The organism is uncultured Devosia sp. (assembly GCF_913055165.1).
In the GTDB taxonomy this organism is placed as follows: domain Bacteria; phylum Pseudomonadota; class Alphaproteobacteria; order Rhizobiales; family Devosiaceae; genus Devosia.
The window spans coordinates 1-19,857 of sequence record NZ_CAJXJS010000016.1; the positions used below are offsets into that span (position 1 = coordinate 1).

Sequence of the window (19,857 nt, forward strand, 5' to 3'; positions counted from 1 at the left end):
TCCTTGAACATGGGGAAATCGGTTTCGAACCAGTTCCGGCGTTCGGTGGAATAGCGCAGATAGCCGCCGGTTTCGCCATGGATCCAGTCGCTCATGTCGATCCAGCGACCGATCTCCTCGGGGCGCTTGCGATACCAGGGCAGATATTCGCTCAGGTGCCCATTGCTTTCGGTCGAATAGACCCCGAAGCGCTTGAGCACGTCGATGCGCACCTTTTCCTGCTTGGAATAGACGGGGTGCTTCTCGAAGGCGGCGATCAATTCGTCGCTTTCGATCTTCCGGCCCTTGGCGCGGATGTCGATATACCAGGTCTGGTGGTTGATGCCCGAGCAGACATAGTCAAGCTCGCTGTCGTCGACCCCCAGAACCTGAGCAATCTGATGGGCGCCATGCTGCACGCCGTGGCAAAGGCCCACAACATTGACCCCGCCATACATCTCGGCGGCCCAGGTGTTCATGGCCATGGGATTGGCATAGTTGAGGAACAATGCTCCGGGCTCGGCGACCTCGCGGATATCCTTGCAGAAATCGAGGATCACCGGAATGTTGCGCTGGCCATAAAGAATGCCACCAGCGCAGATGGTATCGCCCACGCATTGATCCACCCCATATTTGAGAGGGATGGAGATGTCGGTGGCAAAAGCCTCCAGCCCGCCAACGCGGACGCAGCTCATGATGTAGCGAGCCCCGGAAATGGCCTCGCGACGATCAGTCGTTGCCGTCACCTTGGCCGGCAGCTTGTTCACCGACACGATCGTCTCGATGATCTGGCGGACCATATCCAGGTTCTGCGGATTGATGTCGGTCAGCGCAAACTCGCAGCCAGCGAACTCCGGCACCTTGAGAAGGTCCGAAATCAGGGTCTTGGTAAAACCGACCGAGCCGGCGCCGATGACGGTGACTTTGAATGACATTTTCCTCTCCCGGCGCCGCTGGGGCGCTCACAGTCCGTAGGCAACAAGTAGCGCGGGGCGCAGGAATGTTGTAGAGCAAGCTTGTGCGAACCAGGGTAATTTTGTGCTCACCGATCTACTGGAACATGGCTTCGACATTCGCCGCCTGGTGTTGCCGCGAAGCGCCGCCCCGCTTCACTGCATGACCGTGAGCGCGGGCTATGAACAGCGCCGGAACGAGGTCTATTCCTGGGACGGCATGAAGCGCGGAACCGCACCATTCCTGGTCATTCAGCATACGACATTGGGGGAAGGACGATTGGACTATGCCGGTGTGCAGCACCGCCTCGTCCCGGGCACAACTATGCTCGTGACCATGCCGCACGCTCATCGCTACTTCCTGGAGCGTGGCGGTCACTGGGAGTATTTCTGGCTGCTGCTGAATGGCCGCGAGGCTTTGCGTCTGGCGCGCGAAATCCTGGATGCCACAGGCCCTGTACTGAATTTGGAAAGCGTTCAGATCGACCGACTTGCCGGAACCACCCTGAAGGCCATGACGGCTACGGACCCCACGCCGGGGCAGGTTTCGGTTCTTGGCTACGAGGTAATGACCATCCTGCATGATGGGGTATTTGGCACCCGGTCACCGGACGACACATCATTACCCGCCGCCATCGAACGCGTGGTCGCCTATATTGAAGGCAATCTGGGCGCATCGTTGCATGTCGAGCGGCTCGCCGGGGTGGCAGAGATGAGCCGTGCGCACTTCGTGCGCCGGTTTAGTACCTGCGTCGGGCAGTCGCCATCGGACTATGTGTTGTCGCGCCGCCTCGCGCGAGCCGAGCGCCTGCTATTGGCGACCGAGATGAGCGTGGTGGAGATCGCGCAAATGACGGGCTTTGCGAACAGCAACTACTTTGCCAAGGTCTTCCGCAAACACCGCAGCGCGGCACCGCTGGAATACCGGGCAACCCGATTCGAGGCACGCTGATCACCTCTCCACCCACCAATTCGGCGCGTGCCTGATCCGAAGCAACGATCTAGGATTAGCCGGCGGTCGCGATAAGCGAGGCATTGCCGCCTGCGGCTGTAGTATCGATGCAGACGTGCCGTTCCACCTGCAGGCGGCTCAGTTCATGCGGGCCGGTGACGATCGGCAGCAGGGGCCCTTTCCGGCCGCTCAAAGCCTGACGAATCGAGCGAAGGGACGGCTGATCTCCAAACCAGGCAACCGCGTCGAAACCTTCGCCGGCCTGTAGCCTGTCGAACTCAAGGGCGGCGCGTTCGAACAGACAGCCAGTCCTTTCGGCCATGGCGATCTGGGCAGCATAGTCTTCGGCCCGAGGGCCAAGGCAGAGCAGTGTACCACGCGGCGCGGTGTGAAGCCGGTTGGTTTCCCCCGTTGGGCCGGGTAGGTCGAGCGTGGCGGTCTGCAGCGTGGCGCCACATTGGGTAAATCGCGGCAGATAATGAGGACCGCCTGCCTTCGGGCCCGTGCCTGATAGGCCCTCGCCACCAAACGGCTGGCTTCCGACCACCGCACCGATCTGGTTGCGATTGACGTAGATGTTGCCGGCGTGGACGTTTCGTTCCAACCACTTCACCCGAGACGATATTCGAGTATGTACGCCAAATGTCAGGCCATAACCCGATGCGTTGATGGCGGCGATGACCCCTGGAAGCTGTTCGCTGCCAAATGTTGCCACATGCAACACCGGGCCGAAAATTTCCTCTGGTATCTCCTCGATACCCGACACTTTCAGCACGACAGGGGCGAAGAAGGTCCCTCCAGCAGTTGCACCCAGCCGATGGAGCACCCGATCCTCGCGCTCTGACACATAAGCCGCGATCTTGTCCCGGGCAGCGTGATCGATCACTGGGCCAATATCGGTTGTCAAAAACCAGGGATTGCCGACGCGCAACTCATCCATGGCACCCTTAAGCATCTCCATGGTCCGGTCGTAGGCCTCCTCCTGGATGTAGAGGATGCGAAGAGCCGAGCAGCGCTGACCGGCTGACTGGAATGCTGACGCGATGATGTCACGCACGGCCTGTTCCGGCAGTGCCGTAGTGTCCACCACCATGGCATTGAGGCCGCCGGTCTCCGCGATCAAAGGAGCGTTGGCGGGCCCGTGCTCAACCATGGCCTGCTCGATCCGTCGCGCAGTCGGCAGCGATCCGGTGAAGGCTACCCCGGCGATATGTGCGCTTGAGGTCAGCAACTGGCCGACCTTGGGGCCCCCGGGCAAGAGTTGTACTGCATCCATTGGGATCCCTGCCTCATGCATCAATTGCACGGCACGATAGGCGACCAGTGGCGTCTGCGGTGCCGGCTTTGCCAGCACAGGGTTGCCTGCCACCAGTGCCGCTGCAATCTGGCCGGTGAATATGGCCAATGGGAAGTTCCAGGGCGATATGCAGACGAACGGCCCTCTTGGCCCTGCGCCCAACTTTGGCGCTTCATCGGCATAATAGCGCAAGAAATCGACGGCCTCGCGCAATTCGGCGACTGCATCGGCCCAGGTCTTGCCGGCCTCGCGGGCCAGGATGGCGAAGATTTCGGGGGCATTGGCTTCGTAAAGGTCTGCGACGGTGCGCAACAAGGCTGCCCGTTCCTCGACGGAGACCTCTGCCCATTGGGAGTTCGAAGCGGCGCTGATTGCCTGCTCCACCTGCTCGCCGGTCGCCTCGGTGACCTTGCCCACTGTGTCGCAATGCTCCGAGGGGTTGGCGATTGAAGTCCCTTGTTCATCATCAATAGTCATCGCGCCAAGGCAGCGAGCCGTCCACTGGACGCTGGAAAATGCCTCTCGGGCCGCCTCCATCGCCCCCAGGGCAACCGGGTCGGTCAGGTCCAGGCCCGAGGAATTGCGCCGGCTGCCAAAAATCGCTGAGGGGTGGGCGATGGCCGGGTTCGGGACATCTTCGCCCAGATGCAACAGCTTTTCGATCGGGTCTTCCGCTACCCTCTCGGCAGGAATGTCGTCATCGGCGATCTGATGGACAAAGGACCCGTTGGCGCCGTTTTCCAGCAGACGCCGCACGAGATAGGCCAACAAGTCGCGATGGGCTCCGACAGGCGCATAGATGCGCGTTGCCGTACCGCTCTTCTGGCGCAACACATCATGCAATTGCTCGCCCATGCCATGCAGGCGCTGGAATTCGTAGGTCTCGCTCGACCGCCCTGCCGCCTCGGCCAGATGCAGAACGGACGCGGCCGTGTGGGCGTTGTGCGTGGCGAATTGGGGATAGATGTGCCTGGCTGCAAACAGGCGGCGCGCCGCAGCAATATAGCTGACATCGGTCGCCGCCTTGCGCGTAAATACCGGAAAGCCGGGCAAGCCCAGCACCTGGGCCCGCTTGATCTCGGCGTCCCAGTAAGCACCCTTGACCAGTCGCACCATGATGCGCCGGTCCAGCCGCGCCGCCGTCTGCTCCAGCCAGTCGACCAGGGGCAGGACCCGCCGGCCATAGGCCTGCACCACAACGCCGAAACCGTCCCACCCTGCCAATTCGGGCGTCTCGAGCACTGCTTCGATCACGTCGAGGGAGAGGTCCAGCCGGTCCGCCTCTTCGGCATCAATGTTGAACCCCATGTTTGCCCCGGCTGCCGCGCGGGCGAGTTCCCGGGTGGTTTCGACGAGTTCATTGAGCACCCGGTCGCGCTGGGCATACTCATAGCGGGGGTGCAACGCGCTGAGCTTGACCGAGATGCCGGGATTGTCGCGCACCGAACCGTGAATGCATTGCGGAGCCAGTGCGTTGATGGCGTTGAGATAAGCGGCGCAATAGCGTTTTGCGTCCGCCGCAGTGCGCGCCGCCTCCCCGAGCATGTCATAGGAGTAGCGGTACCCCTCTGCCTCCGGCTTCTTGGCGCGGGCGATCGCCTCGTCGATGGTCCGTCCAAAGACAAACTGGCGGCCCATCAGCCGCATCGCCTGGCTCACCGCGGTCCGGATGACCGGTTCGCCCAGCCTCGCCACCACCCGTTGAAGTGCAGACTGCTGCGCGACCTCGGGATTGCCCAGCACTTCGGCAGTCAGGTTTAGCGCCCAGGACGAGAAGTTCACCAGCGGGCTTTCCGATCCCCCGAAATGCCGGGCCCAGTCGCCGCCGCCGATCTTGTCGTGGATAAGCGCATCGATGGTCTCGCTGTCGGGAACCCGCAACAGCGCTTCGGCCAGCGCCATCAGTGCCAGCCCCTCATCGCTGTCGAGACCATATTCGGCCAGAAAGCTCTCCATCAGACCTGGCCTTGTGCTCTGGCGCACAGCCTGAACCAGTTCGACGGCCTTGAGCGATACGGCCTTTCGATCGGCCGGCTCCAGGCCAGTCTCGGCAATCAGTTCCTGAACGAGCTTGGTCTCGTCGGCGTAGAGACGAGAACGAAGCAGCTGGCGCGGCGAGAAATCGGACATGAGGACTGGTCCCAGTGAATGCAGACCATGATGCCAGATGCATTGCAGGCATTTCGCCTTTTGTGGTACGGACGAATAGGCTCTTTGCCGGAAAAATGCACAGAATCTGGACAGGTACGCCTATGAATTCACTACACGATAGCCCATTGGACCACACCGATCGACGTATCATCGATGAGCTCGCCCGCAACGGCAGGATCAGCGTCGCCGAGTTGAGCCGACGGGTGCATCTGTCAAAGACGCCCTGCCAGGCACGCATCAAGCGGTTGGAACAGGATGGCTACATTCTGGGCTATCGCGCCGTCATCGACCCCACGCGACTGGGCTTGCCACATGTCGCCTTTGTCGAGGTACGGCTCAGCGACACGCGAAAGGCGGCGCTGGAAGCTTTCAACATGGCCGTCCGCGCCCTGCCCGAGGTGGAGCAGGCGCATATGATCGCTTCGAGCTTTGACTATCTACTCAAGGTACGCACTAAGGATATCGCCGCTTATCGCGAAGTACTGGGAGAGAAGATTTCCTCTCTCCCGCATGTGGCGCACACCTCGACCCATGTGTCGATGGAAGCGGTCAAGGACGACGTCGAGTAGCATCGGCCTTGCAAGCGGACCAACCCTCTGCCATTCCGGCATTATCAGCGGTCTGGGGGACTGTTATGAAAACCGTTCTTGTGGTCGGAATCGGAACGGGCAGCGCCGAACATCTGACTGTGGCCGCCATAGATGCCCTGAACCGCGCCGATGTCCTGTTTGTTCCGGACAAGGGCACCCACAAATCCGACCTCGCCGGTATCAGGCGGGATATCATCGCGCGCTTCGTACAACGTTCCGACCTGCGTCAGATCAGCTATTCGGTGCCGCGTCGAGACGTGCAAAACCCGGACTATGAGCAAGGCGTCGCCGATTGGCATCGCGCGCTGAGCGATATCTACGCCAAGCTGATCGCCGATATCCCCCAAAACGGTACGGGCGCTTTCCTCGTCTGGGGCGACCCGGGGCTCTATGACTCGACGCTTCGCATTCTTGAGGGCGTGTCCGCACCTTTCGGCGTCGAGGTTGTGCCAGGTATCTCGGCCGTACAGGCCCTCACCGCCGCTCACCGCATTCCGCTCAACCGCATCGGCGAGCCGGTGATGATTACCCCTGGCCGCAAGCTGGGCCCGGTGGAAACCGACACCGTGGTGATGCTGGACGGCCAGATGGCCTTCCGGCACGCCGACCCGGACCTTCAGATCTACTGGGGAGCCTATCTCGGGACAGCCGATGAAATCCTCATCGCGGGACGACTGGGGGATGTCTGCGAGCGCATCGTTGAGGCAAGAACACAGGCCCGCGAACGCCATGGCTGGATCATGGACACCTATCTCCTGCGCAAGCAACGGTAGTGCCGGACCGCCGGGGCTGGTAAGAATTGCGCCATGATATCGGCACCCATAGCTGACCCGGCCCGGCGCGGCACCTGCCCAACGCTCCATGCCCCGATGTTGACGGGCGATGGCTTGCTGGCGCGCGTGCGGGTGCTGGGCCGAGTACTCTCGCTGTCGCAATTCATGGAGATCGCGCGACTGGCGGAACGGCACGGAAATGGCCTTGTGGAGGTCACCGCGCGCGGCAATCTTCAGGTTCGGGGGCTTACACCTCGCTCCGCGCCCCAATTCGCGGAGGCCGTGGCAGCGCTCGTGGCTATAGAGTCGGGCCTGGTCGTGGATGTCTCGCCACTCGCTGGCCTTGATCCATCCGAAGCAATGGACCCCAGAGGCCTTGCTGAACGCATTCGCGTTGCAGCAGAGCCTCTGGCCGACCGGCTCGGCCCCAAGGTCAGCGTCGTGGTCGATGGCAATGGTCAAGTATCCCTGGCAGATATCAAAGCGGACATTCGCCTCACGGCCCAGACGCCGCAAACCTGGCTTATGACATTGGGCGGGGCGAAGCCGCAGGCAGTGGACGAAGCGGCGGCTTTTTCGACCACGATGGCCGTTCTGGGCGCGCTGGCGGCAATCGGTCCGGATGCACGGGCGACGGATCTGTTCCCCGCGCCCGTGACGAAACCAGGAAAACACACAGCCCCAGTCGCCTGGCCCGGCGAGATTACCTTGCGCACCGGTCATTGTGGGGCGTTTGCCCTGCCTTTTGGCCAGATCGAGGCAGACAGCCTGGTCGGCCTCGCCACCGCAATGGCAGCCGAGGGTCTGGACTGCCTTCGCCTTGCCCCGGATCATGTCCTGCTCGTTGACGGCATGTCAGCCGCCCTGCTCCAGCAGGCGGACGACCTTGGGTTTGTCACGCGTGCCGACGACCCGCGCCGGCGTATCAGCGCCTGCAGCGGCAGCCAGGGGTGCGCCTCAGGTCTGATCGCCGCACGCCAGATCGCGCTGCGCCTGGCAGAACAGGGCGTGACGGAGCAGCATTTGCACGTATCCGGATGCAGCAAGGGGTGCGCCCACCCCGGACCTGCCCGTGTGACATTGGTCGGGCGCACCGACGGGATTGGCCTTGTCATCGACGGTCGGGCAGGCGATACGCCTCAACAATTGCTGGACGAGGCCGCGCTTCTTGCCGGTGCCGTTCCCTTTCAGGACGGACGATGACCCGATATGACTACATCAAGGATGGTGACAGCATCTATCGCCAGTCCTTTTCCATCATCCGAGCCGAAGCCGACCTGGCGCGCTTTTCCGAGGAAGAGGCCGAACTTGCTGTTCGCATGATCCATGCCGCTGGAATGGTCGAGGCAGCGCAGCACTTCACGTTCAGTCCAGGTTTCGTATCGGCCGCCCGGATCGCGCTCAACGCCGGTGCCCCCATACTGTGCGATGCCGAAATGGTGGCGCGCGGCGTCACGGCCGCCAGGTTACCGGCAGACAATGCCGTGATCTGCACCCTGCGCGATCCGCGCACACCCGTTCTGGCCGACCGTATCGGTAATACGCGTTCAGCAGCCGCCCTGCATCTTTGGGACGAGCATCTCGAGGGCGCTGTGGTGGCTATTGGCAATGCACCCACGGCGCTGTTTCATTTGCTTGAAATGCTCCGGGACGGGGCACCAAGGCCGGCCGCGATCCTGGGCATGCCGGTCGGCTTCGTGGGCGCGGCCGAATCCAAGGACGCCCTGGCGGAAAACTCCTATGGTGTGCCCTATGCCATTGTGCGCGGGCGCCTGGGTGGCAGTGCCATCACCGCCGCCTGTCTCAACGCCCTGGCGAGGCCGGGACTATGAGCGGGAAGCTGTTCGGTGTCGGCACGGGCCCCGGGGATCCGGACCTGCTGACCATCAAGGCGGTGCGGGCAATCGAAACTGCCGATGTGGTGGCCTATTTCGCCAAACGCGGCAATGCCAGCAACGCCCGGGCCATTGCGGCCACTCATTTCCGACCCGAACAGATCGAGGAACCCCTCGAATATCCGGTGACCACCGAGATCGATCGGCGCGAGAATGGTTACAAGACCCAGATCGAAGCTTTTTATGCCGAGGCCGCGGACCGGATTGCTGCCCATCTGGATGCCGGACGGGCCGTCGCCGTTCTGAGCGAAGGCGACCCCCTGTTCTATGGGAGCTATATGCACCTGCATCTGCGACTTGCTCCTCACTATGATACCGAGGTCATTCCTGGGATTACCGCCATGTCTGGCTGCTGGTCTGCAGCTGGACTCCCGCTCGTGCAGGGCGACGATATCCTGACCGTGCTTCCTGGCACCCTCGACCGGGACGAGATCGCCCGGCGGCTGGGCAATACCCAGGGTGCAGTCATCATGAAACTGGGCCGCAACCTGCCTAAGGTGCGCGCCGCCCTCGCTGACGCCGGGAGATTGCACCAGGCGGTCTATGTCGAGCGCGGCACGACGGCGAGTGGCCGCTCGATCCCTCTCACTGACAAGAGCGATGACGTTGCCCCCTATTTTTCCTTGGTGCTGGTGCCTGGCTGGAGCACTCGGCCATGACCGGCAAGCTCGTCATCATTGGTACCGGGCCAGGCAATCCGGGCCAGACAACGCCGCAGGTGTTGGATGCCATTGGCGATGGCGAGCTCTTCTTCGGTTATGGCCCCTATCTGGACCGCCTGAGCCTGCGCCCCGACCAGGGGCGGATCGCGTCGGACAACCGGGAGGAAATCGACCGGGCTCGCGCAGCTCTGGATGCTGCGGCAAAGGGCGCTTCAGTCTGTGTGGTGTCAGGCGGCGACCCCGGCGTCTTTGCCATGGCGGCCGCGGTCTGCGAAGCGATCGAGACCGGCCCGGAGACCTGGCGTCGTCTCGACGTCACCGTCCTGCCCGGGGTCACTGCCATGCTGGCTGTGGCGGCGCGCGCTGGAGCCCCTCTCGGGCACGATTTCTGTGCGATGTCGCTGTCGGACAACCTCAAGCCTTGGGAGCTGATCGAGCGCCGCTTGCGCGCGGTCGCCGAGGCAGGCTTCGTGATCGCGCTCTACAATCCAGTTTCGCGGGCCCGGCCCTGGCAATTGGCCACGGCCTTCAAAATCCTGCGTGAAAGTCTGCCGGTTTCAACTCCAGTCATTTTTGGGCGGGCCGTGGGTCGCCCCGACGAGCGCTTCACCGTTGCACCACTGGGCGAAGCCGATCAGCAAAGCGCCGACATGGCCACCTGCGTGATTATCGGAACGGCCGAAACGCGGATCATCGATCGGCCCGGCATGGACCCGCTGGTCTATTCGCCGCGGAGTGCCAACCCGTGAGCGGGCCCTGGCTTTCAATCATAGGCCTCGGTGAGGATGGCCTCGATGGCCTTTCACTTGCTGCGAGAGCGGCGGTTGCCGAAGCCGAGATCGTGTTTGGTGGGGAGCGGCATCTGGCTTTGGTGGACCCGATCGTTTCAGGAGAAGCGCGGGCATGGCAAAGTCCGTTCTCGGACTCGATCGAGGCCATTATGTCATTGCGCGGACGCAGGGTCTGCGTACTCGCCTCAGGCGATCCATTCCACTATGGCGTCGGAGCGACCCTCAGTCGGCACATTGACCCAGCCCAGTTGGTGGTCATCCCGCAACCGTCCGCGTTCAGCCTTGCGGCGGCGCGGCTGGGCTGGCCCATTCAGGAGGTCGTCTGCCTCTCCGTGCATGGACGGCCAATCGATCTGGTGCGACCCTATCTGCACCCGGCCGCCCGGATCCTGGCGTTGACCTCGGATGAACATGGGCCCGGAGCCCTGGCCGCATTGCTGGTGGAGGCCGGGTTTGGCCGTTCGATCATAACGGTTATGGAAGCGCTGGGTGGTCCTGACGAACATATCCGATCGCAGATGGCGGATGGGTTCACCCTGACCGACATCAACCCGCTCAATGTGTGTGCGATCACCGTTGCCCCTCTTCCCGGCGCGCGGGTGCTGCCGCTGACGCCGGGTCTGGAGGATGACTTGTTCGAGCATGACGGGCAGATCACCAAGCGCGATATCCGGGCCCTTACGCTGGCCGCCCTGGCCCCTCGCCGCAATGAGCTGCTTTGGGATATCGGTGCTGGATCGGGATCGGTCGGGATCGAATGGATGCTATCTGACCCGAGCCTGCGCACCATAGCGATCGAAGCCGATCCCGAGCGCGCAGCACGGGTCGGTCGCAATGCCCGCAAGCTGGGCGTCCCCGAACTGCGTGTTGTGAGCGGCCTGGCGCCACCGGCGCTGGCGGGTCTGGAAGCGCCTCACGCGATCTTTGTGGGCGGTGGCGGTACTGATCCGGGCGTTCTGGACGCGGCCCGGTCAGTTTTGCGTCCAGGCGGCCGCCTTGTGGCCAATGCGGTCAGCCTCGAAATGGAGCAAACACTGCTGGCGCTCCATACCGAACTTGGGGGCGACCTCGTGCGGCTTTCGGTGGCGCACGCCGCGCCGCTTGGCACCATGCGAGGCTGGCGTCCGGCGATGCCGATCACCCAGTGGCGCTGGAGCAAGCCATGACTGTGCATTTCATCGGTGCGGGCCCCGGGGCGGCCGACCTGATTACGGTGCGCGGTCGAGACCTATTGGCCCGCTGCCCTGTCTGCCTCTATGCCGGGTCCATCGTACCGCAGGAAATGCTCGATTGGTGCAGTCCCGGTACGCGCCTCATCGACACCGCCCCGATGTCTCTGGACGAGATTGAGGCTGAATATGTCAGGGCGCATGATGCTGGAGAAGATGTCGCGCGCCTCCACTCCGGCGACCTCTCCATCTGGAGCGCCGTGGCGGAACAGATGCGCCGCCTCGACCGGTGTGGCATCCCCTATACACTGACCCCGGGTGTCCCCGCCTTCGCGGCGGCGGCGGCGGCGCTGGGGCGGGAACTCACCATCCCTGGCGTCAATCAGTCCGTCGTGCTCACCCGCTTGGGCGGTCGTGCCTCCCCCATGCCCGAGGGGGAGACACTCGCCGCCTTCGCCGCAAGTGGTGCGACACTGGCCATCCACCTGGCAATTCACGCGCTCGACCGCGTCGTCCACGAACTGCTCCCGCACTACGGCGCCGACTGTCCGGTCGCCATTGTTGCTCGTGCCAGTTGGCCCAATGAGACGTTCATTTTGGGTAGCCTGGGCACCATCCAGGCCTCGTTCGACCCCGCAATTGAGCGCACGGCGATCATCTTCGTTGGTAATGGGCTGGGCGCTCAAGACTTTCGCGAAAGTTCACTTTACGATCCCGATTACCAGCGCCGCTTTCGCGGCCGCGACGGACTATAGGAGGCAAGGCATTGGAAAATCTCATTCTTTCCGAACTCAAGGGCAAGGCCGTGCTCATCACCGGCGCCTCAACCGGTATCGGCGCCGCGCTGGCCAAGGCATTCGGCGCGCAAGGCGCCATGGTTGGCGTGCACTACAATTCCAGCGAGTCCGCAGCTAAATCGGTAGCCGAAGCGGTCGAGACCGCCGGCGGAAAAGCCCACCTGGTCCGCGCCGACGCGTCGAAATCAGGCGAAATTGCGCGGGCCGTTGAAGAAACGGCGGCCGTGTTTGGCCGGCTGGACGGTCTGATCAACAATGCCGGGGGCATGGTGGCGCGCCTGCCTTATGCGGAGATGACCGACGAGCACTATGACGCGGTCATGGACCTTAATGGCCGCTCGGTGCTCGCCGCCACGCGGGCCGCGCTGCCACATATGAAGGCAGCGGGCGGCGGCTTTGTCATCAACACCACCTCGATCGCCGCCCGAAATGGTGCCAGTGGCGGTGCCGGCCTTTATGGTTCGTCAAAGGCCTTCGTCGCCAATGTGACGCGTGGCATGGCCAAGGAGTTCATCGCCTTTGGCGTTCGGGTCAACGCGGTAGCGCCAGGCGTCATCGAGACGCCGTTCCAGGAGCGCTATTCAACACCGGACCTGCTCAAGGCCCAATTGGGAACGATCCCGCAGGGGCGGCTGGGCGTGGCCGAGGACTGTGTCGGGGCCTATCTGTTCCTGGCGTGCCAGAGCCTCTCGGGCTACATCATCGGCCAGACCATCGAGGTCAATGGCGGCATGCTGATGCCCTGATGCCGTCTGGCGTCAGGCCTTAGGGTCTTTCCTGGGCACGCTCTTGAGCTGATCGAGCAAATAGGCATGGGTCGCCGCATTGGCGACCACAAGGCAGCCGGTGCGCTCAAAGACCTCTGGGCCCCTGCCCCACCAATCGGTCACCACGCCTCCGGCCTCCTCGACGAGCAGGATACCGGCGGCCGTGTCAACAAAACCGGTTTCCTCGAAATATCCGGTCAGCCGCCCGCAGGCGACCCAGGCGCAGCTATTGGCAGCGCTGCCGACGATCCGCACAGCGCCGATGGGCGCGCGAATGGCGTCGAGCCGCTGATAGGCGCCGGGATGGAGCGACAGGTTTGGTGTGGGAAGACCGGTGCCCACGCACATCATGGCAATATCGGTAGAGCGGCTGACCTGCAGCCGCTCGCCATTGAGAAAGGCGCCGCCACCTTTACGGGCGAAGAACATCTCGTCTGCGACCGGATTATAGACCAGCCCGCACACGGTCACATTGCCGCGCCTGAGAGCGATGGTGATGGTATAGTGCTGGCCGTTGAGGAAGTTGGTGGTGCCATCGATCGGGTCGACCAGCCAGCGGTGTTGGGGATCGGACCCGTCCACCGGCGCGAACTCCTCTCCGGTCAGGCTCCAGGTCGGATCGATGGCCAGAAGGCGCTTGCGGATCAGTTGCTCTGACTCGCGGTCGGCGTCGGACACGAAGTCTCCGGGCCCCTTGATGCCGATTTCAAGCTCGCGAAAGCGCTTGAAATGGGCCTGGGTCAGCGCTCCTGCCTCGCGGGCAGCGGCAATCATCGCTTCAAGTATGCTGTCGTAATTAATGCTCATGGTGCAAGGGCCGCGTGCAGCCCCTCCGGATCGTCGGTTGTGATCTGGTCAACCTTGAGCGCCAGCAGGCGCTCGACCTGTTCGAGGCTGGCCGGGGTGACCTGGCGAATGGTCCAGGCGTCGATCGTTTTTCCGGCTGCGTGAATGGGCGCGACGATGTCGAACCCGGCATTCTCAGCGGCAAGCACCAGTTCAAATGCCAGGTAGATCATGTCTGCCTGCGGCGCAGCGATCAGCGCTTCGCCAATGAAGGCAGCAAAGTCGCCAGTCGCCTTGAGGCGCGCCAGGGATTCCCCATAGCAGGGGTCGTATCCGGTCCTGAGTGCAGGGATGGCATGGGACAGCGCCCTTATGGCACCGATATCGCCGCCGGAGAGGATGAAGGCATCGGCGACAGGGCCGACACTCTTGGCAAAATTGGCGATGGTGCGGCCGTCCAGCGCCGCCAGCTCCTCCTTGAAATCGAGCTGCAGCAACGCGCCCTGTCGCGGCGGCTGCTCAACCAGCAGGGCGCAGAGGTCTTCGAGCAGCATCACCCGGTCTGGCAGGACGGCGCCATCATTGCCTCGCAAATGAAGGCCGCGCAGGACATCCGATGGTGTCTCGCGCACCAGCCCGGTGCCCGTCGTCTCTTTCTCCAGCGCGAAATTGTGCAGCACGGCGCAGCCATGATCGGCATGTATCACCAGATCAACCTCGACGCTGGCGCCCAACCGCATGCCCTCGAGAATGCGTGCGCCGGTAAACACTGGGTCGGTGGCCTTGCGACGCGCGCGATGCCATTTCAGCCAGGTGCGGTGTGCACCCCGCTCGACCAGCACCGGATGGACCATTTCAGCTCCGATAGACGCGTGCATTGTCACGATAGGCCGCCATGGCCTGTGGCTTGAGATTGACCTTCTGCCCGGCGCTGAACAGGTCCGGATGCGCAACCATGGCTTTGAGACGGGTGCCATCGCCAAGGTCGAGATCGACCAGGCCGTGTGTGCCGTAATCGGTCACCCTGTGCACCTGTGCGACGCCTGTACCCGAGGCTTCCAGGTCCAGCGCCTCGGGGCGAATGGCCAGGGTTGCGGGGCCGTCGGGAATGGGGATGTCGAGCGCCAAACCAGCCCGGGTAAACCGGCCCTTGGTCACTTCGCCATCGATCAGGTTCATGGTCCCGATGAAACCGGCGACAAAGGGCGTCTGGGGGTCGCGATAAACGACGTCCGGGCGGTCGATCTGCTCGGTCCTTCCGTCGCGCATGACGACAATGCGATCGGCCATGGCCAGCGCCTCATCCTGTCCGTGGGTAACGAACAGGGTGGTGATCTTGAGGCGCTGCTGAATATCCCGCACTTCTTCGCGCAGCCGTTCGCGCAAATGCTGGTCGAGGCTGGCGAAGGGTTCGTCGAGCAGCAGGATCTTGGGCTCAAGCACAAGAGACCGGGCCAGCGCGACGCGCTGCTGTTGCCCGCCCGAAAGCTGGTTGACGCCGCGCGCGCCATAGCCGGCGAGGCCAACCAGTTCGAGAACATCTTCGACCTTGTGCCGGATCTGGTCCTGCGGCAGGCCACGCAGCTTGAGACCGAAGGCCAGGTTCTTGAACACGTTCATATGGGTCCAGAGCGCATGGCTCTGGAACACCATGCCGGTCGGGCGCCGCTCGGGCGGCAGCTGGGTGATATCGTCGCCATCAATGGTCATCTGACCCGAGGTGGGCCGTTCGAAGCCGCCGACCATGCGCAGCAAGGTCGACTTGCCCGAGCCGGACGGGCCGAGCAGGCAGACCAGCTCGCCGTTCGCCACTTCGAGCGAGAAATTGTCCACCGCGACGGTCGGGCCGGCGAAGATCTTGGAGACGTCGGTAATTTTCAGAACGGACATACTTGTTTCCCTAGCCGCCAAAACCGCGGGCGAAGGCGCCACCGCCAATGACGCGGCGGGCGAACATGAGAGCGATGAAGGACGGCACCCACAGCATCACCGAGAGTACGGCACCATACTGGATGACCATCTGGTTGTTGATGAAGGAGATCATCAGCACGGGCATGGTGCGAATGCCCGGCGCGCCGATCAGCCAAGCGCCTTCGGTTTCATAGAAGGTGCCGACAAAACTGAGCAGCACGGCCGCCGCGATGGTCGGGCCGGCCTGCGGCAGGGTGATCGACCAGAACACCCGGAAGGGTCCGGCCCCTACGTCGCGGGCTGCTTCTTCCATGCGCCGGTCCACCGACTGGAATGCGGCCACGGGGATCCAGATCATGAACAGCAGCGTGCCCACGAGCTGGATCAACACCACGCCCCAGAAGGTGCCGATAAGGTTCAACTGCAAGAAGATCGCGGCAATGGCGATCAGCAGGCCGAATTTGGGGAAGGCATGGCCGGCCAGGAACGAGAAGAACAGCACATTGCGCCCCGGAAAGCTGAGGCGGGCAAAGGCATAGGCGGCCGGCAGGCAGATGGCCGCCGAAAGTAGTGTCACGACGGTGGACAATTGCAGGCTGAGGGTCAGCGCCGCCCATACGTCTGCCCGTGTCAGGGTCTGGTTCCAGAACCGCAGGCCGAATTGCTGCGGGATGACATTGGGATAGCGCCAGACCTCGGTGAAGGCCCAGACGCCAACCACCAGCAGCGGCACGATCACCGCGGCAGAGAGCAGCACGGCAAAGACAATGCCGGTCCAGTCGGTCGGAATCCGCACCAGGGGTGGGCGCCGGGTCGCAATGGTGGTGGGAGCAAGCCGTTCCATCTCACTTCCCCTGATTGCGTGCGACCGAGCGCACATAAAATAGCCCGAAGGCAATACAGAAACAGAAGGTGATGACCGCCTGCGTGATCGCGTTGAGCGGGTCGTTCACCTCGCGGAAGGTGCGGTTCATGAACGGGCCCATCATTTCGGGCGAAGCAGGCCCCAGCAGATAGGGCAGCGTGAAGGACGAGAAAATGCCCAGCACCGCAAAGGAAATGGCCACCAGCACCGAATTGGAGATGCGCGGCAGAATGATGTGCCAGAACACCTGGAAGCGATTGGCACCGACATCGCGCGCCGCCTCGATCGCCTGGTTGGCGACATTGCCCAGACCCGAGAGCAGGATCAGCACGGTCAGCGGGATATTGTCCCACACCAGCCCGATGACCGGACCCCAGGGGGTCAGATAGGGCGTGCGGATCTTGGGCAGGCCGACCGAATTGAGCAGGATATCGACCATGCCATTGGGGCCGAGTACGCGGATGAAGGCATAGGCCAGGATGATCGAGGGCACGAACATCGGGAAAATCGCCATGGCCTGCACATAGGCGGGCAACTTGCCGTGCGAAAATCGCAGATAGAGCGAAATGGGCAGGCAGATCGCCAGGAGCACGATGGCGCAGACCAGCGTCGTCCACAGGGTGATCGTCAGATTGTTGATCGAGTACTGATCGGAGAAGAAGAAGACATAGCTGTTGAGGTTGAAACCCAGGGCACCGGTTGCATCGGGGCGCCACAGGGTGCGGCCAATGGCGTTGATGATCGGCCAGATCACCAGCCAGGCGACCAGGAAGACCGGGATGGCGACGAGCAGGAGGCCATGAGGCCTCCTGCTGTCATTGCTGTCGATAAGCGGTCGAGGTGCCGCCGGAGCTGCGTCGGTCACGAGTTGCGGTCGACGTTCGGTGCCACGTTACGGTACCAGCCATCATTGATGGCGCCGGCCCAGTCACCGCCCGGGAAGGTCGGGATAGATGTTGGCACGATATCGGCGAAGCGCTCGCGCAGTTCGGGCGAGACGTAGTCCCAGCTCACGCCGGGGAAGCCGCCGAGTTCGGTCAGGATTGCGCTCTGGATTTCTTCGGACAGGATGAAATCGGCCAGCTTGAGCGAGGCGTCGCGATTGACACCGTTCTCGATGACGATGGAGCGAGTGAAGCCACCGGCGAGGGCCAGATCCTGAAGCTGCACCAGGCCGGTATTCTCGGGCAGGACGCCCTGGCTGATCGCCTGCAGGACCTGGTCGGACCAGACCGGGGTCATGGTCACAACGCCCTGCGAGAGCAGCTGGATCGACTGCGTATTGCCCGACGAATAGGCGCCATTGTCATAAAGCGAGGGCGCGATGTCGCTGAGGATGTCCCAGGCCTTGGTCAGCGCCTCATTGCCGAATTCCTCGGTGTAGTTGTCGACGGTGAAGACCGCCGGATCGAGGCCATTGGCCTGGTGAATGGCGCGACGCACGAAATTGCCGCCCGAACCGCCCTTGTCAGGACGGTTATAGACGAACTGGCCGGGATTGGCCTTGATCCAGGTGACCAGGTCATCCCAGTTCTTGGGGGCGTCGGCCGCGCTGAGCTTGGTGCTGTCATAGGCCAGGAGAACCTGCGAACCGCGATAGGGCAGCGAATAGTCACTTTCGATCGCCAGCGGATTGACCTTGGCGTAGTTGGACAGGCCGGCTTCCTTGATGTTGGCGTAGACACCAGCCTCGATGGCACCGGACGGCAACAGGGCATCGCCGGACTCGAAGAAATCGGCCTGCGGGTCTGCGCCCTGCTCTTTGGCAGCCATGGCGCGTTCACCGATGGCGATAATGCCGGCGCCGTCGCCCGCATCGACCAGATTGATCGAGATGCCGGGATTGGCGGCCTCGAAGGCCGGCTTGACCGTATTGGCCCAGAAATCGAGGATGTTGGTGTCCGAGCTGGTGTACCAGTCGATCACGCCTTCAGCGGCGAAGGACATGCGGGGCAACAGGGCCGAACCGGCCACCACACCCGCTGCGGAAATCATGAAGTCACGACGTTTCATGTTCTTTCTCCCATCATGGCGACCGGGGCGGCCACCGCGCTTTACGTCACCGATTGCGGAGGCAGCGTCGCGGCGCATACCGCTTTGGCGAACCGGATCGGCACCGGTTGCCCGCCTCATGGGCCTCCTCCCTCTCAGCACTGGCCGGCGGTAGGCAGTCCCAATTCTGATGTCGGGCCGTGCCTGCCGCGATGAACCATCGCCCTATCAAGACAACACCCAATAGCGCTTGCACACAAGTGCATTTTTTCGCCTTGTTAGTTGCCTGAGTAACCGCGTTACATAACGCTTTGATGACACAAGGTAACTGCACACATGTGCAATACTTTACCGAAAGCGTTGCAAAAGGTCGTGCACATCCTCGACCAGCGATCCAGAATGGCGTTTCTTTCAGATGTTTAGCCGCAGGGCCCGCCGGTCCGACCGGCTCTCAATCGGTCAGGCGGAGGCGGGACGAACTGACCTGCGCCAGATGGGAATCGGCTCGATCAGTCTTCGTTCGGAGACGGCTCGCTCGGGCTGCAACAGCAGGTCGACGACTTCGTCCGCCATGGGATCGAGGGGTTGCCGGAAGGTGGTCAGCTGATAAGACGACCAGCTGGCCTGCTCGATGTCGTCAAAGCCGATGACGCAAAGATCGTCCGGCACTTTGAGGCCAAATTCCTGGCGCGCCACGTCCATGAACCCCAAGGCCAAAAGATCGGTGACGCAAAACACGCCATCCGGAGATGCCGAGCGCCCGAAGACCCGTCGCGCCGCTTCCTGGCCTGACTGGTAGCTGGTGGGGCCAGCCTGGGTTACGGTTACATTCAGGCCGGCGTCCCTGGCGGCCTGGACGAACACCTCTTCGCGCTCAACAAGGCTCGCAGTGCCCGCATTGGAGGTGATCAGACCCAGCCGTTGGCACCCGGCGCGGCGCAGGAGATACAGCGCCTCGCGCCCGGCCATCGCGTTGTCGACGCCAAGATTGCTCGACCCCTGGAGCCGTTCGTCGCGATTGATCAGAACGACCTGCTGACCATTGGCAATGCAGGTTTCTATCAGTGAGGCGGGCGGCGTACCCGAGAGAACGACGGTGGCATCGGCGCGATAGTTGAGGGTTTGTCGTAGGGCGGCGGATACGCTCTCGGTATCGGTCTCGGTATTGATGACCATCGTGATCTTGCCCGACGCCTGGAGCTTGCGGGTGAGAATGTCGACCATGCGTGCGCGGATCGGTGTGGTCATGTCGGCCACCACGAGACAGACGATATTGCTGCGCTCCCGCAGACCACGGGCGAGGTGATTGACGTGGTAACCCAGCGCGTTGGCCGCTTCCATGACCTTGCGACGCGTTGCCTCAGACACGCTCGCGCCTTCGGTGAAGGTGCGCGAAACGGCTGAGCGCGATACACCGGCGCGGTCCGCGACCATCTGCGCGCTGACAAAGGATGGGGGTTTCAACTCGCTCATATTGCAGCCCTGCCACAGGACGGCGCCGATAGTGAAGCGAAATTGGTCGTCGTC

Annotated in this window: 18 protein-coding genes and 1 pseudogene; 10 read left to right on the forward strand and 9 right to left on the reverse strand. The window is 62.8% G+C overall.

All coding sequences use genetic code 11. The features are described 5' to 3' along the window. Positions 1-914: pseudogene (locus tag QZ564_RS07360) on the reverse strand (alpha-glucosidase/alpha-galactosidase); the annotation flags it as partial. Positions 915-1,017: 103 nt separating this feature from the next. On the opposite strand from QZ564_RS07360, the gene QZ564_RS07365 reads away from it, so the two are divergent. Beyond that, positions 1,018-1,884 (forward strand): AraC family transcriptional regulator, encoded by an 867-nt coding sequence (locus tag QZ564_RS07365; protein ID WP_297107099.1) that lies wholly within the window; start codon positions 1,018-1,020, stop codon positions 1,882-1,884. 55 nt (positions 1,885-1,939) lie between these two features. Here QZ564_RS07365 and putA read toward each other — a convergent pair whose 3' ends face one another. Beyond that, a complete protein-coding gene (gene putA, locus QZ564_RS07370; RefSeq protein ID WP_297107102.1) occupies positions 1,940-5,311 on the reverse strand; it encodes a bifunctional proline dehydrogenase/L-glutamate gamma-semialdehyde dehydrogenase PutA in 3,372 nt (1,123 codons plus the stop codon). Positions 5,312-5,433: 122 nt separating this feature from the next. Between putA and QZ564_RS07375 the strand changes: the two genes are divergently transcribed. The 9 genes from QZ564_RS07375 to QZ564_RS07415 all read left to right on the forward strand — a co-directional run bounded on the left by QZ564_RS07375 (position 5,434) and on the right by QZ564_RS07415 (position 12,755). After that, positions 5,434-5,901: an Lrp/AsnC ligand binding domain-containing protein gene (locus QZ564_RS07375; protein ID WP_297107105.1), complete on the forward strand. Its 468-nt coding sequence runs from the start codon at positions 5,434-5,436 to the stop codon at positions 5,899-5,901. 65 nt (positions 5,902-5,966) lie between these two features. Next, positions 5,967-6,695: a precorrin-6A synthase (deacetylating) gene (gene cobF / locus QZ564_RS07380; protein WP_297107108.1), complete on the forward strand. Its 729-nt coding sequence runs from the start codon at positions 5,967-5,969 to the stop codon at positions 6,693-6,695. A gap of 33 nt (positions 6,696-6,728) precedes the next feature. Continuing rightward, positions 6,729-7,898 (forward strand): precorrin-3B synthase, encoded by a 1,170-nt coding sequence (gene cobG, locus QZ564_RS07385; RefSeq protein WP_297107111.1) that lies wholly within the window; start codon positions 6,729-6,731, stop codon positions 7,896-7,898. Beyond that, positions 7,895-8,527 carry a precorrin-8X methylmutase gene (locus tag QZ564_RS07390; RefSeq protein WP_297107114.1) on the forward strand — a complete coding sequence of 211 codons (633 nt, stop codon included), beginning with the start codon at positions 7,895-7,897 and terminating at the stop codon, positions 8,525-8,527. Before cobG ends, QZ564_RS07390 begins: the two co-directional genes overlap by 4 nt. Continuing rightward, positions 8,524-9,249 carry a precorrin-2 C(20)-methyltransferase gene (locus QZ564_RS07395; protein ID WP_297107117.1) on the forward strand — a complete coding sequence of 242 codons (726 nt, stop codon included), beginning with the start codon at positions 8,524-8,526 and terminating at the stop codon, positions 9,247-9,249. The genes QZ564_RS07390 and QZ564_RS07395 overlap by 4 nt, the downstream gene beginning before the upstream one ends. Next, positions 9,246-10,001 carry a precorrin-3B C(17)-methyltransferase gene (locus QZ564_RS07400; RefSeq protein ID WP_297107120.1) on the forward strand — a complete coding sequence of 252 codons (756 nt, stop codon included), beginning with the start codon at positions 9,246-9,248 and terminating at the stop codon, positions 9,999-10,001. The genes QZ564_RS07395 and QZ564_RS07400 overlap by 4 nt, the downstream gene beginning before the upstream one ends. Continuing rightward, positions 9,998-11,209 carry a precorrin-6y C5,15-methyltransferase (decarboxylating) subunit CbiE gene (gene cbiE / locus QZ564_RS07405; RefSeq protein ID WP_297107123.1) on the forward strand — a complete coding sequence of 404 codons (1,212 nt, stop codon included), beginning with the start codon at positions 9,998-10,000 and terminating at the stop codon, positions 11,207-11,209. Before QZ564_RS07400 ends, cbiE begins: the two co-directional genes overlap by 4 nt. Next, positions 11,206-11,967, forward strand: coding sequence for a precorrin-4 C(11)-methyltransferase (cobM, locus tag QZ564_RS07410; RefSeq protein WP_297107126.1), 762 nt, complete (start codon positions 11,206-11,208; stop codon positions 11,965-11,967). The genes cbiE and cobM overlap by 4 nt, the downstream gene beginning before the upstream one ends. Next, positions 11,964-12,755, forward strand: coding sequence for an SDR family oxidoreductase (locus tag QZ564_RS07415; RefSeq protein WP_297107264.1), 792 nt, complete (start codon positions 11,964-11,966; stop codon positions 12,753-12,755). The genes cobM and QZ564_RS07415 overlap by 4 nt, the downstream gene beginning before the upstream one ends. 12 nt (positions 12,756-12,767) lie before the next feature. Here QZ564_RS07415 and QZ564_RS07420 read toward each other — a convergent pair whose 3' ends face one another. The 7 genes from QZ564_RS07420 to QZ564_RS07450 form a co-directional block, all read right to left on the reverse strand. Beyond that, positions 12,768-13,583 carry an inositol monophosphatase family protein gene (locus QZ564_RS07420; RefSeq protein WP_297107131.1) on the reverse strand — a complete coding sequence of 272 codons (816 nt, stop codon included), beginning with the start codon at positions 13,581-13,583 and terminating at the stop codon, positions 12,768-12,770. Then, entirely contained in the window at positions 13,580-14,416 is an 837-nt protein-coding gene (locus QZ564_RS07425; RefSeq protein WP_297107134.1) for a glycerophosphodiester phosphodiesterase family protein, read from the reverse strand. The genes QZ564_RS07420 and QZ564_RS07425 overlap by 4 nt, the downstream gene beginning before the upstream one ends. A gap of 1 nt (position 14,417) precedes the next feature. Further along, on the reverse strand, positions 14,418-15,452 hold the full coding sequence (locus QZ564_RS07430; protein WP_297107136.1) for an ABC transporter ATP-binding protein: 1,035 nt from the start codon (positions 15,450-15,452) through the stop codon (positions 14,418-14,420). Positions 15,453-15,462: 10 nt separating this feature from the next. Further along, positions 15,463-16,317: an ABC transporter permease subunit gene (locus tag QZ564_RS07435; RefSeq protein ID WP_297107139.1), complete on the reverse strand. Its 855-nt coding sequence runs from the start codon at positions 16,315-16,317 to the stop codon at positions 15,463-15,465. Position 16,318: 1 nt separating this feature from the next. Next, on the reverse strand, positions 16,319-17,167 hold the full coding sequence (locus QZ564_RS07440; protein ID WP_297107267.1) for an ABC transporter permease subunit: 849 nt from the start codon (positions 17,165-17,167) through the stop codon (positions 16,319-16,321). 32 nt (positions 17,168-17,199) lie between these two features. Beyond that, positions 17,200-18,351 (reverse strand): extracellular solute-binding protein, encoded by a 1,152-nt coding sequence (locus QZ564_RS07445; RefSeq protein ID WP_297107142.1) that lies wholly within the window; start codon positions 18,349-18,351, stop codon positions 17,200-17,202. Between the two features lie 438 nt (positions 18,352-18,789). Next, positions 18,790-19,803, reverse strand: coding sequence for a substrate-binding domain-containing protein (locus QZ564_RS07450; RefSeq protein ID WP_297107145.1), 1,014 nt, complete (start codon positions 19,801-19,803; stop codon positions 18,790-18,792). Between the last annotated feature and the right edge of the window lie 54 nt (positions 19,804-19,857).